Raw genomic sequence first — 13,011 nt, 5'->3', positions numbered from 1 at the left:
ATAAAAAGGGTCACTTAAAGTGACCTTTTTTTATTTCGATTTCATTTATTTTAACCACTTAATGATCAACAACGATAAAAATAACAAGCAATAAAAAATACTCCAAAATCGTGCATAAATGATCTTGTTTCAGGCAGATATAAGTCATCAGCTTTAAATCGTTTTCTTAAAGTAAAAACTAGCTCTCCTTTTAAGATGTAAAACTATTTGATCCTGTTATCTACCACTTATGAAATAAGATACTGTTTTTAAATTTTTTTATTCCTTCGGGTTTGATATAAATATAACTTTATTTTATCAATCGATAAATTTATATTTTATCGCCACAATTACATGAATCATCTACAATTTAATCAATACAACTCAATGGATTGTTTATGTCTGCGCATCAGGAAGATACTCGTTTTTCTAAAAACCTTATTTATATGTTGATTGGTAGTGCTTTCATTTTGGCACTCTCTTTAGGTATTCGTCATGGTTTTGGACTGTATTTAGTCCCGATTAGTCATGAATTTGGATGGAGTCATCAAGTTTTCAGCTTAGCCATTGCCATGCAAAATCTATTATGGGGAGCGGTACAACCTTTTACGGGTGCACTCGCAGATAAATATGGTAGTAAAATCGTGGTGACTGTCGGCGGAGTCCTGTACACCCTTGGTTTATTACTCATGTCCGTGAGTTCTAGCGTGTGGTTACTTGATTTAAGTGTCGGCTTAATTATTGGTTTTGCTCTCTCTGCAACATCTTTTTCTGTATTACTGTCTGCTGTAGGTCGTGCAGCACATCCAAGTAAACGTAGTATGGCCATGGGTATCGCCAGTGCTGCGGGTTCATTTGGTCAATTCATCATGTTACCCACCACCTTATTAATGCTAAAAAGTGTTGGCTGGTCTTCTGCTCTGGTGATTAGCGCTATGCTAGTGGCTTTTATTGTGCCATTGGCATGGATGCTGAAAACCCCTAAATCTGGCACTGCAAATACAATCGTTTCAACAATAAAACCAGCCATTAGTTTTAAACAAATTCTAAAAATCGCCTTTAACCATAGACCATTTTTATGGCTCGCTTTAGGTTTTTTAGTCTGTGGTTTTCAAGTGGTCTTTCTAGGTATACATCTACCAGGCTATCTCATCGATCATGGTTTTGATGCAACCACTGGCACTATTTTTTTGGCACTGGTTGGTTTATTCAATATTGTTGGAACTTTTGCTGCTGGCTACTTAGGTGATAAATATTCTAAACCACATTTGCTCATGGGACTTTATGGTTTACGCGGTATTACCATTATTGCTTTTTTAGCCCTACCTTTAAGCACTTGGACAGTCTATGCCTTTGGAACGATCATGGGAGTTTTGTGGTTATCTACCGTTCCGCTCACCAATGGTATTGTTGCGAATATGTTTGGTGTAAAATATTTAACAATGCTGAGTGGTATCGTATTTTTCACCCATCAAATTGGATCATTTTTTGGTGGTTGGTTAGGTGGTCTAAATCATGACATGACAGGAAACTACAACATTATTTGGGCATGCTCTATTGTGTTGAGCTTTGTTGGTGTTTTAGTCCATTATTTTGTGAATGAGGAGTCTATCGTAGATGACTAATTCTCTACTCTGGTTAAAAACCAGTATTTGTATTAGTATGATTTTACTCTTTGGATTAGCAATACTGTTATGGCTGAATACCCCTGAATTATTTGAATATTTCAATCAGGCTTTTTGTGCGCATTAAAGTAGAAAATCACATTCATGCGCACAAATATTCTAAAATTTACCCGTATTAGAATACTATTCATCTATACACAGCTGAAAATATAAAATCTAAGTACAATACAACAACTAAGATATTTCGGCTGGGAAAGTAATGACTTGCTCCAGCCTCATTTTTTGCATGACCACCATCAATAAGCGATCTATTCCTAAAGCAATGCCCGAGCATTCCTGCATATCGGGTAAAGCAGAAAGTAAATATTCATCGATAGGCATCACATGCAAATCCAGTTTTTTGCGTTCAGCATTATCAACTTCAAATCGACCACGCAAAACTTCTGCATCAATCAATTCATCATACGCATTGGCAAGCTCCAAACCTTCAATATACAGTTCAAAACGTGCGGCAACTTTGTCTCCATCTGCATCGATTCGAACTTTAGCTAAAGATGCCATCTCAGCAGGGAAATCGGTTAAAAATACAGGCGTATCAAAACCTAAACTTGGTTCAACCATATGTGAAAAGAGTAAATCGATATACGCTAAACGATCCTCTCCCAAATCAATATTTAAGCCCACTTTCTGTGCTATGGCTTTGAGCTCGGCTAAAGTTGCCGTTAATGGGTTGATGTCTAAGCGATCTTGAAATGCATGCTTATAACTCATAATTGTTGGTCGAACTTGACCAAAACGCTCAGCTAAAACCACATTTAATAAATCAGTGACTTCATGCATTAAATCTTTGAGGCTTAAACTCGGTCTATACCATTCCAACATGGTAAATTCACTATTATGTTTACGCCCATGCTCATCATCACGGAAAACTTTACATATTTGGTAAATTGGACCGCTACCACTCGCGAGCAAACGCTTCATTGCAAATTCAGGTGAGGTTTGCAGATAATGCGTTTGCTTTCTACCTGCTACATGTCGCAACGCTTGAATTGAAGCCAAATGTACATCGGTTACCCCTGCTTGAGAAAGGATGGGGGTTTCAACTTCCAATACCTCACGCTCTGCAAAAAACTGCCGTAATTGGCTATACATTTTCGCACGCGCTTTTAAAGCACTGACATCACAGGTCGGTTGATAATTTATGCTTTTTTCCGTACTCATGCTTGAGGACCTCCATGTGCGGCCCATTCACGACGTAGCGGATAATTTTTACGTAAGTGATCAAAAGCTACTTGATCGATTTTGCCATCCTTTAAACATGCACGCAGATTGGCATCATCACGTGAAATATCATAGATATGCATAAGGTGTTGCTGTAAGTTGTGTATTAAGTTCTGATCTTGAAAATAGGGTTCACATACAGGTAATTGGCTTTCAAATTTTTTATCTGCCGTAAATCCAAAAGCTTGACAAAAAGCCTCATAAATCATTTGCGTACCACGTGCCTTGCCTTCCAAACTATAACCCGCAATATGTGGTGTCACCAGACAAATTAAATTCAGTAATTGTTCAGAAATTTCAGGTTCATGTTCAAAAACATCCAAGACCACCTTGCGCTGTGTATATTGAAGATCCGCAATAAGAGCCTCCTCTTCAACCACAGCACCACGAGCCGAATTTATTAATATTGCATCAGGTTGCATCATGGTCAAAGCCTGTGCATTAATTAAATGAAAAGTAGGATGTGAACCTGTTTTCGTTAATGGCACATGAATAGAAATCGCATCTGCTATCTTTAATAAGTGATCAAATTCAACTTGTGGAATATTATGCTGCTGCACAAAAGGATCGTACCCTATCACGGTCCAACCCAATAATTGAGCCATATATGCCAAACGAGAACCGACATTGCCCAAACCAATAATACCCAAGGTCATTTTTTTATTTTGATCACAAAGATCTGGATTTAAATGTAATAGTGCTGTAATCACGTATTCAGCAACCGCCTGCGCATTACAACCTGCGGCATTTGACCATTGAATATGATGTTTTTCTAATGCTGGAATATCTAAATGATCGGTACCAATCGTTGCGCTACCAACAAATTTAATCGGTGTGTTTTGAATAAGTGATTCATTGACATGGGTGACCGAGCGTACCAATAATGCATCTGCTTCTTGCACATCCGAATGCGTTAAAGTACGCCCTGCTGCTTGCTGAATTTCTCCGAATTCTGAAAAAAAATACTCGGTAAATGCAAGATTTTCATCTGCAACGATTTTCATAACGCATTCCAATAGTTTGATTTGAATATCATAACGTTTTGCAACATTGAAGACTATGCAATTGAGCTTATATGACTAAAAACTAGTGATCTACATTTAAATAAATCGTTATTATTTTTAAGGAATTAATCGAATTAGAATGACCAAACCACATATTTTTTATTGTGGCTCTTGTCTTTTGGCTGAATTCATCTCATGTCGGACTCGACTGATTCGATCATAAATCACCTTGCGCAGCCGATTCACGGCTCCAAGTGGTCGATGTTCTGGTAAGGCATGCCATGGTGTGAAAGAAAGATTTTCACAAAATTTATTCTGATCCGGCGTATCAAAAACCTGTTGCGGAATACGAATCATAGCCACCGGATAAAAAGGAGCTTGAGTTTCTTTCCATTCTGTCATGGAATCCTCAACAGCCATTTTGCTTGATGTTCTAGGTTGAACCAGAAACTCCATACAGGCATCACCCTTTTGCAGGCTTTCTCGGAGTGCATCTCGCAGAAAATCATGACTGGGATTTTTGGGTATAGACGTTGTTGTTGCTGAGCAAGATCGAACAGAATATTTGACTGCCTGACGATCAGGGCCGATACCTAACTGATAAGGAACCATCGACCAATAACGAGCTTGTAGCGGATTTGAAATTCTTGTCCTAAAACTTAAAGCAATTGAGCTGCCCTTAGCACCCAGTGCAAAAGGTAAATGTAGCTTTTTCAAAAAACTCTCGCTATTTAAATCCTGCATCAACGACAAATAACGACTAGGATCATTAGCAAAAAAAACTGGATGATTAATCATAATGAAGTCTTGCGTCGTCGCATTCGCCTCATCCTCCAAGAGTTTTTTCCCTGACACACCTAGAATTTTGATTGCCATGCCTCGTGCATCTCTTTTGATATCTGCATTTGTTGCATCGGGAGAACCATTCGAAAAACGAATCCATGCCTGATAGGTTTGACCTGGAATAAAAACACCCTGAACAAGTTGCTTTGGCAGTGATTCCAGCACATGAAACTCTGCTCGTACACAACCATGCGCTTTCGGATGTGCATCACGGCGCGCATTGCCTGAAGCATATTGTTGACGAATGGATTGTTCAATCACATCCGAAATCTCTTCGGCAATTTCCTGTTCATGAGGATACAAACTTTCGCTTAAACCTGAATCAATACTGGGGTAAATCATCTGATGAGAAGAAGTCAACGTAGCAATGCTATTTTTAGGTTGTGTCGTACTGCAACCGCTCATTACTATTACCAGTGGTGCAAGCGTGAATAAGCTAAGGGGTATTGGCTGCATAAAATTTGGCATTGATTTTCTCCTTACTACAAAGATGTCATCAGAATCGCGTTCAATTTTTTATGGTGATATTGTTAAACTGCTTGAGTTATAAAAATTATGTGTTTCTTATTCAATACAGTAAACGGTTATGAGACTTTGTGAAATCAATATTTTAAAAACTAAAAATCATCCATTTAATCAAAATAGCATAATTGTTTTACATATAGCTTCAGTAACTATTTTTATATCTCTGCTATATACATCAAAAATCATTATTGCTCTATTTTATCTAAAAGTGGATCCCTGTTAAGCACACACTACACCTTGTATTTTGACTGTTGTTTTAGCTTCTGTTGCAAGCACTGATGCAGCAACAGCATCAATAACCTGATTAAGTGACTGACGGGATGCACTGACAATATTTTGAATTTTATTACCATCCGTACCGACGACATTGGTAAAAGCCATTCGACAACTTAACTGATGATTTTGTGTATTAGTTTGAGTTAAGGGTTGATTGGGATCATCGAGTTTAATCGTCCAAGCCACTGCAACCTCAATATCACGAGCGATAGCACCCATTACAGCATTCGTACTGGGCTGTTCCACAATATCGAAACGGGAAAAGTCAACAGCAACTCTATAAGAAACTTTTCCCCCAGTCATTCCACTATTATAACGGTCTACCGCTCCTAATTTTTGCTGTAAGCCCGCAGATAAACCATCACGTAATTCAAAGGCTAACATTGATGTCCAGCGTTCATTATCAAGCACATTCGATTTACCACTAATTTCCTGCAAGACCAATGACGCACGATTTAAACGGTCTGGCAAGCCGACGGGTAAGACTTCAATCACACGTACATTTGTACTAGCCAAAGGCGAAATCGTGGTTGCCAATGTATAGTAATTCGATGGTGTTGAACTAGAACATGCTGTTAAACCAATGAATATGGAAAGTAAAAGACAACCACCCATCGTCTGCCGTGGAAAAAACCGCAAAAAATATGTATTGCTTTTTTTATTTAACATTTTCGGCCTCTAACTTTTTCCCACGAATCAATGATTCTGGATGTTGTTCAATATAATCCGACATCATTTGTAAAGATGCAGCAGCACGTGTCATCTGTTGCAAGGCGCGACGCACATCCTGTTGCATCGGTGCATCACTCGAGAAAATAGACTCAGTGGATCGCATCGTTTTACGAACATCATCCAGTGTAGCTTGCATATTCGGCGCTACCTTGCCATCCAACTGCTTCATCAGCTTGTCAGTCGATTCTATCGTTGTATTCATATTTTTTAATGTTTTTCGTACATCCTGTCCAATTTCTACCAACGGGAATTTCGTTAATTTATCTGCAATTTGTGCAACCTGTGCCTGTAGCCCACTCAACTCTGTTGGTATCGTTGGAACCTCAACCAATCCATCTGGTAGCATTTTTAATGTGGCAGTTTTTGCTTTAGGAAACCGATCAAAGGCAATATAGTTCTGACCAGTCAACAGATTTCCTGTTCGCATCTGAGCACGCCATCCTCGCTGAATAAAGTGTTTAAAAATCCCTCCATCAGGATCCAATTCCTTACCATGTGCTAAACGAGATGGATAAACAACACCTTCAACACGCATGAGTAGTTGAGTATAGTTTGCATTAAACTCGACATTAATTGATTGGACTTTTCCTATCTCAATCCCCATAAAATCAATAGGTGCACCAGCCACTAGACCACGTAAAGACTGATCAAAATACATCACAATTTGCCGTGGTTTTCCATCGGGAATTTTTAATGCATCTGTCTTTGTGTCCCATAAGTTAAAGTGACTCTGGTTCGTAGCTATAGCAGCATTCGAATTTTCTGGATACCCAAATGCAATACCGCCCGCAATAATACTGGCAAGCGATTGTGTGTTTAGATTAAAACCCGAAGCACTTAAACTCACATCCACACCACTGGCCTGCCAAAATCGCGCATCGGTTGTCACAAACTTATCATAAGGAGATTTTATAAAGGTCTGAAGTTCAACACTTTTACCATCATTAGCCAGTTTATAAGCCGTAATTTGCCCAACATTAATCCGCCGATAATAGATTGGAGAACCAATATCTAAAGAACCTATATCTCCTGCTGTTAAAAAAAACTCCTTCCCAGGAACATCAGAAGGTATAACTGGCGGGACTTCTAGACCAATAAACTTATCTTCTTGTTCTTGTGCCTTGCCACCATCGACCTCTATATAGGCACCAGATAACAATGTATCAATCCCCGAAACACCACTGGTACCTATGCGTGGGCGAACCACCCAAAAACGGGAGTCTGTCGCAGCAAAATTGCTGGCATCTTTACGTAACTCCACTTTAACAATGACATGTGTATGATCCTCAGAAAAACCGATCTGACGGACCAAGCCAATATCCACTTGTTTAAAACGAACTGTGGTTTTACCTGCAACAAGGCCATCAGCCGTCTTAAATGAAACATTAATCGTAGGGCCAGTATTCAGCAGGCTTTTCACTGCCAGTGATAAGGCAATCAAAAATGCAATAAATGGAATCAACCAGATTAATGATGGTCTCCATCGTCCTATCTTTTTTTGCGGTTCAGGTAGGTTTTGATTATTCTCTTGAGCAACATCTGTCTCATGCTGATCTAAGTTCTCATCGTTTATTTTATTGTCAGACATACTTATTATTCTTTTATTGGCTGGAATGAGAGGAATTATTATTCAAATGTGAATGCCCCGTCTGAATAATGCTGGTACTTTGTAAAGACTGGGATTCGTCATCAAATCTCGTCTGAGCCCGATAGTAGTTATCCCAAATAATACGTGGATCAAAACTAAGTGAGGCAAACATGGTTAAAACCACCACAGCACCAAAAGCGACAGAACCAGGGCCAGCTAAAATGGTTGCTAAGGATTGTATCTGAATCAATGCTGTTAACAAGGCAACGACAAATACATCAATCATTGACCACCGCCCAACAAATTCAACAATACGGTACAATATTGAACAATGCTCAGGTAAAAAATGCCAGTACTTTGATGATTGCATCTGTACCGCTATCAGTAAAAAACCTAGAAGCAGCAATTTCAGCATGGGTATAACAATACTGGCCATAAAAATAACAACGGAAACTAGATAATCACCCGTTTGCCAAAAATAGATGACGCCACTCATGATGGTATCTTGTTGATGACCTAAAAAAGAACCCGTTATCGTCATTGGAAGAACGTTCGCCGGAATATATAAAATACAGGCGGCAATCATTAATGCAACTGTTCGATCTAAACTTTTCGGCTTGCGTTGGTGCAATGTCGTATAGCACCTCGAACAATGCGAAGATTTTTTATCATGTATTACTGGATCTACTGATGGATTTAACATTCCACAACAATGACATAGCACTAAAGACAAATCCATCGCTCTAGGATATTGCTGCTGCATAGCCGTAGACTCTTGCTTCATGCGAGTAACTTGAGCTGCTTTCATGGCAGACACCGATCAATTTCATCCCAGAGGTCTTTGACCTTAACCGAAGCAATATAAACCAATAGCACACTTAATACTGCAAAAGCCCACAACGCAACCTCAGGAATCACGATTACCATTCCTCTCAGCTTAACCAAGGTGACTAGAACACCAATTAAAAATACCTCAATCATCCCCCAAGTTCTAAATAAGAAAATAGTCCGCAGGGCAATGACTAAATATTTCGGTTTAGTTTTAAAGATACTGATGGATGACAGTACATATATGAGCAATAACATGTCTAATAAAGGAACAATAAAAGTAGTGATTAAAATCAATATACCGACCAAAGCTCTATCAGCCTGGAACATTGCCCATGCAGCACCTAATAATGTGGTCTGTGAGTCATTCCCTTGCAATTCAATCTTAACTATCGGAAAACTATTCGCAATAATAAATATAATTAGCGCAGTGATCACTAAAGCCAATAATACCGTAAATGGTTTACTCTGCCGATAAAGCTCGGCACCACAACATACACAATAGGCTCGCTCACCTAAATCAAGCTGAACCTTACGATAAACTGTATCGCACTCCTCACATCCTGCCAGCTCCGTCAACGATAAATCATGGACACGACTCGATTCAAATCGGCTTGGAGATGATGTCACTGAGTTCGTTGAAGGTGATTGGCTCATATAGCTTAACTACCTTTTTATCTATTTTTTAATTTGAAAATGTAATGCTCTTTTTATTTACCATCATAAAGATGATTTATCGTACTTTTTAAGCATATATTGTTCATCTTATATAAACAATAATTGGTCTTCTTACATGAGCAATATATTGCTCAGACTGATTAATCAACTATCTGTAACAGGTAAAAATATATGATATTGCGATTAGCTATCAAAAAAGTAGTAGTAAACTAGATCTACTCGTCGATAATAAAGGTCTGAAGTTTTTAGGTGATGCTGAATGGAAGCGCGAGAAACATCAGTCTGAAGACATCGCCAATGGCGAAGCTGCATATCAGCATAGATGCTAAAACACTGCAAATACTAGCTTGTTCAGCTAACAACAAATAATGTTAGTGATTCACAAATACTTGGTGACTTACTCAATCAAACCCCTGAAAATGAACAAATTGACTCTGTCTATATGGATAGTGCTTATGATAAAAAAATAATATCGTCAAATGATTGCAGGCCGATATGCGTATGTAGTCATTCCACTAAAAAAATGAAAGACCTTTAAAGTACACCCAAATAAGCTCTATCTAGCGAAATTGAATTATTGAAAACAGTCAAATGTCTAAGAAGAACAATTTGGAAAAAGTGGTCTGGGTACCATCGTCGAAGTTTGGTAGAAACCAAGCTGCATTGTATTAAATTATTGGGAAACTGATTGCAAGGAACTTTCAAAGTTAGGTCAATGAAATTCATGCCCGAGTTGCAACTTAAATTCGAATAGCTTAGGAATGATTCAACGTTCATATCTTTGTGTAACAAAGCCAATTACTCACGTGAAATTTGTGAGCATATACTCGCCCATAAGCACCCTGATAATGTTGAAGTAGAATACTTACGTAAAGCACATCTTAAAAAAGGTAAAGAATAATGGCTGAATGAGCTAATTATTGTAATAAATAGCAGAAGCAGAATAAATTTGATTTCATTCCAATTTGGCTTGTGATTTAGCATACCACTATATATGAGGGTCAAACCAAATGGTTATATTCCCTCAATTCATCAAGGTTTGGTTGTAAGAAGACAGTTAGTCGTACAATAGTTTTTAGCTGTAGGCTTATTCATTGGAAAATTATAGAGGTGAATACGCCTTTAGTAAAAAGTTTGCGTAACAAAGCCCTATCAAATCCGAACTAAACATCATTGACTAAAAATACTTACTCACGCTAAACCAAACCTTTGCATCATTTTGTTTATCACTCATTTTTAGTTTAGCGCCTATTGGGAAGCCAATACTTAATGACGCTTGTGTTTGGCTGGAGTTCAACCAATTCAACCCTAAACCAGCACTATGCAGACTTTCCTTATTGTCCCCCGTTAAACCTTGCCATTCTCTCGCTTGATGTTGCACGGTTGCTGTATCCACATATACTTTGCTAGTAAACTGATTATGGGCAGAAGCATAAAGATTTTGTCTGAGTTCAACGGATGCATAGTAACCACTCGAACCACTTAACGTACTATTTTTATACCCTGCCAGACCCGATGCTCCACCCACACTAAACTGTTGAGCACTGTCTAAGTTATCTGGACTAAATTGTGCTTGTAACGATGTATATAATTGGGTTTTGGAGCCGTTAAGATTTTGTAAGCGTGAGACATTGAGCGATGCACTGACAAAATCACCTTGAGTTTTTGCGGTCATTTGATCATCGAGTGCAGCCGTGGCATTTTTATAAACAACTTGACCAATCTCGGCGGCAACTCCGATCTGGGTTAAACCACCGCCTGCAAAATCATCAAACTGTGATGTGTCTAAGCGAATACGCCCAACATGAATATCACGATGACGATAAATATCAGCAACCGTAATATCATCTTCTAGGCGTTTATGGTCGTATTGTACGCCCAAGATCACTTCACTACGATTATTTAATAAAACAGGTTGATTGATCCAAACACTGGCCTGTTGTGCGATACCCACCGCATCTAAGACACGGTATTCTTTACCTAATTTGTAGCTTAAATCCGAGTAGCTTGCCCCTAAACGGGTACCTGAACCATTGATGGTCGCTTCATATCCTAAGCGACCAAAATTGAGATTACCCGAAGTTAAACCATCTAAACTTAGACGATCGCCCAAGCCTAATGCATTATTGAGCACAACACCCGCAGTGAAACGCGCTTCTTTGGTATATTCATTACCATAGTTATCCGCTCCCACGTAACCTGTGAGTTTCGCTGTTGGCTGAATATCGATGGTCAAATCACTGGTACCTACATAACGGCCTGCACTGATTACATTACGCGTTTGTACGCCATCTAAACGATTGAGCAGCTTTAATTGTTGTTGCAACGTTGCCGAATCAATCACCTGTCCAGATTGTAAGGGTGCAAGTATAGCTTGCACCAACTCGGGCGATAGATCTGCCTGATTATTCACATGAATACGATCATATTTTGCTTCAATGATCGCAATCGTCAGTACACCCGCGTTGAGATTTTGCGCAGGTAAATAGGCACGACTATAAGGATAACCTTTGTACTGATAATAGGCTGTGATCCGTTTGGTCAATTGTTGCAAATCAGCCAAAGTTTGCATATTGCCTTCGGCATCATGCACCAATGCCTGCAAGTCAGCGGTTGCAATACTTTGGTTGCCCGCAATACGGATTTCTTCAATGCGAACTTGTTGCTGGTTATCCGCTTGAATCGTCTGCATTTGCTCAGGCTGTTCAATCGTGATTTCAGCCTGCGGTTGGTACGGTTGGATGCTTTGTTGCTGCAACAGTTGCCCAGCATTGGGCAGTGTTGCTGCAAAAACAGGGACGCTAATAATAGCCAATATACTGATTAGTAGTGTTTGTTTTGGATATAACATGATTAGAAGTTCCCTGCGAATGTGTGAATGCCATCCATATTGATACCATCCCCTATGACTTCAATATTGATGTCATCTGAACGTTTTGGCTTGTCTTGTTTCGGTGCAAAATGAATCGCACGTTGGTAGTTATCATCCAACAAACCTCCCCAAATTGAATCATTCGGTTGGTTGGGTTGCTCAGGAATACTCGGTACTGTTGGTGGTTCAGGCGTCACAGGTGGCATTATCAGCGGTGTTTGGATTTTGAGCATTCCTGCAGTGAACATCAATTCATAGTTTTGATCTTCACCACTGACAGTATTGCTATACGTCCCTTCTGCTGTAGCACTGGCACCTGTTGCCGTCACGCCTGTTAAGACAGAAGTCGTTTCACCATTCACCAAACCTTTAACAGTAAAACCATCAACATGCTGTTGTTGACCATTAAAGCTCGTGGTTAAGCTGTTACCGATGACCTGTGCTTTGGCTTTGGTAATATTGGCTTTGGCGGTTGTGTTGGTGCTGACTTGGTAGTTGCCTGCATCGGTACCCGTTAAGCTACCTGATACAGTTACATCTTTGCCTTGACCCGCGTTCTTATTGGTAAATTGACCTTGAGCATTCAGATTGACCTGATCACCGGTAATCACACCATTCAAGCTGCCATTCACAGTCGCATTGGTCGTGCCATCGTAGACTTTGTCTTGCGCTGTAATTGCACCTGTAATCTGTTTCTTACTGATGTTGGCAGTCACTGATCCATTCGTGATCAATTCATAGTTGCCTGCATTGGTACCCATTAAGCTACTTGATGCATTC

General features: G+C 39.3%; 11 protein-coding genes and 2 pseudogenes. 4 read left to right on the top strand and 9 right to left on the bottom strand.

The window, feature by feature from the left end; genetic code table 11:
• The first annotated feature begins 377 nt into the window (after positions 1 to 377).
• Together B9T28_RS06110 and B9T28_RS15100 are read left to right on the top strand one after the other, a co-directional pair.
• A complete protein-coding gene (locus tag B9T28_RS06110; protein ID WP_086203067.1) occupies positions 378 to 1,604 on the top strand; it encodes an MFS transporter in 1,227 nt (408 codons plus the stop codon).
• The gene (locus B9T28_RS15100; RefSeq protein ID WP_286086811.1) at positions 1,597 to 1,731 is read left to right on the top strand and encodes a hypothetical protein; all 135 of its coding nucleotides are present in this window, start codon (positions 1,597 to 1,599) and stop codon (positions 1,729 to 1,731) included. The genes B9T28_RS06110 and B9T28_RS15100 overlap by 8 nt, the downstream gene beginning before the upstream one ends.
• Positions 1,732 to 1,838: 107 nt before the next feature.
• On the opposite strand, the gene epmA is transcribed toward B9T28_RS15100, so the two are convergent.
• The 7 genes from epmA to B9T28_RS06075 form a co-directional block, all read right to left on the bottom strand.
• The gene (gene epmA, locus B9T28_RS06105) at positions 1,839 to 2,825 is read right to left on the bottom strand and encodes an EF-P lysine aminoacylase EpmA (protein ID WP_086203066.1); all 987 of its coding nucleotides are present in this window, start codon (positions 2,823 to 2,825) and stop codon (positions 1,839 to 1,841) included.
• Positions 2,822 to 3,889 carry a 4-phosphoerythronate dehydrogenase gene (locus B9T28_RS06100; RefSeq protein ID WP_086203065.1) on the bottom strand — a complete coding sequence of 356 codons (1,068 nt, stop codon included), beginning with the start codon at positions 3,887 to 3,889 and terminating at the stop codon, positions 2,822 to 2,824. The genes epmA and B9T28_RS06100 overlap by 4 nt, the downstream gene beginning before the upstream one ends.
• A 159-nt stretch (positions 3,890 to 4,048) precedes the next feature.
• Entirely contained in the window at positions 4,049 to 5,200 is a 1,152-nt protein-coding gene (locus B9T28_RS06095; protein WP_086203064.1) for a catalase family protein, read from the bottom strand.
• Between the two features lie 276 nt (positions 5,201 to 5,476).
• Entirely contained in the window at positions 5,477 to 6,202 is a 726-nt protein-coding gene (locus B9T28_RS06090; RefSeq protein WP_086203063.1) for a PqiC family protein, read from the bottom strand.
• The gene (locus B9T28_RS06085; RefSeq protein WP_434057123.1) at positions 6,192 to 7,859 is read right to left on the bottom strand and encodes a PqiB family protein; all 1,668 of its coding nucleotides are present in this window, start codon (positions 7,857 to 7,859) and stop codon (positions 6,192 to 6,194) included. Before B9T28_RS06085 ends, B9T28_RS06090 begins: the two co-directional genes overlap by 11 nt.
• Before the next feature lie 7 nt (positions 7,860 to 7,866).
• A complete protein-coding gene (locus B9T28_RS06080) occupies positions 7,867 to 8,661 on the bottom strand; it encodes a paraquat-inducible protein A (protein WP_086203061.1) in 795 nt (264 codons plus the stop codon).
• Positions 8,658 to 9,338, bottom strand: a complete 681-nt coding sequence (locus B9T28_RS06075) for a paraquat-inducible protein A (RefSeq protein ID WP_086203060.1) — start codon at positions 9,336 to 9,338, stop codon at positions 8,658 to 8,660. The genes B9T28_RS06080 and B9T28_RS06075 overlap by 4 nt, the downstream gene beginning before the upstream one ends.
• A gap of 165 nt (positions 9,339 to 9,503) precedes the next feature.
• Between B9T28_RS06075 and B9T28_RS15000 the strand changes: the two are divergent.
• Positions 9,504 to 10,067, top strand: a pseudogene (locus tag B9T28_RS15000) (IS5 family transposase); the annotation flags it as partial.
• A 79-nt stretch (positions 10,068 to 10,146) separates the two neighbouring features.
• A pseudogene (locus B9T28_RS15185) lies at positions 10,147 to 10,260 on the top strand (integrase); the annotation flags it as partial.
• A 276-nt stretch (positions 10,261 to 10,536) separates the two neighbouring features.
• On the opposite strand, the gene B9T28_RS06070 reads toward B9T28_RS15185, so the two are convergent.
• Both B9T28_RS06070 and B9T28_RS14860 read right to left on the bottom strand, forming a co-directional pair.
• Positions 10,537 to 12,210, bottom strand: coding sequence for a ShlB/FhaC/HecB family hemolysin secretion/activation protein (locus B9T28_RS06070; protein ID WP_086203059.1), 1,674 nt, complete (start codon positions 12,208 to 12,210; stop codon positions 10,537 to 10,539).
• A 2-nt stretch (positions 12,211 to 12,212) separates the two neighbouring features.
• Positions 12,213 to 13,011, bottom strand: a 799-nt coding sequence (locus B9T28_RS14860; RefSeq protein ID WP_213032971.1) for a YDG domain-containing protein, incomplete at its 5' end; no start/stop codon positions are given.

It is taken from the genome of Acinetobacter silvestris, assembly GCF_002135235.1.
In the GTDB taxonomy this organism is placed as follows: domain Bacteria; phylum Pseudomonadota; class Gammaproteobacteria; order Pseudomonadales; family Moraxellaceae; genus Acinetobacter; species Acinetobacter silvestris.
Note: the sequence above shows the minus strand (reverse complement) of the source record. Positions and strands in the feature narration are given on the sequence as shown.

Excerpts from the sequence above, each read along its gene's own strand:
- B9T28_RS06080 (WP_086203061.1), bottom strand. The coding sequence starts at position 8,661 with ATGAAAGCAGCTCAAGTTACTCGCATGAAGCAAGAGTCTACGGCTATG.
- epmA (WP_086203066.1), bottom strand. The coding sequence starts at position 2,825 with ATGAGTACGGAAAAAAGCATAAATTATCAACCGACCTGTGATGTCAGT.
- B9T28_RS06090 (WP_086203063.1), bottom strand. The coding sequence starts at position 6,202 with ATGTTAAATAAAAAAAGCAATACATATTTTTTGCGGTTTTTTCCACGG.
- B9T28_RS06075 (WP_086203060.1), bottom strand. The coding sequence starts at position 9,338 with ATGAGCCAATCACCTTCAACGAACTCAGTGACATCATCTCCAAGCCGA.
- B9T28_RS15100 (WP_286086811.1), top strand. The coding sequence starts at position 1,597 with ATGACTAATTCTCTACTCTGGTTAAAAACCAGTATTTGTATTAGTATG.
- B9T28_RS06110 (WP_086203067.1), top strand. The coding sequence starts at position 378 with ATGTCTGCGCATCAGGAAGATACTCGTTTTTCTAAAAACCTTATTTAT.
- B9T28_RS06070 (WP_086203059.1), bottom strand. The coding sequence starts at position 12,210 with ATGTTATATCCAAAACAAACACTACTAATCAGTATATTGGCTATTATT.
- B9T28_RS06095 (WP_086203064.1), bottom strand. The coding sequence starts at position 5,200 with ATGCCAAATTTTATGCAGCCAATACCCCTTAGCTTATTCACGCTTGCA.
- B9T28_RS06100 (WP_086203065.1), bottom strand. The coding sequence starts at position 3,889 with ATGAAAATCGTTGCAGATGAAAATCTTGCATTTACCGAGTATTTTTTT.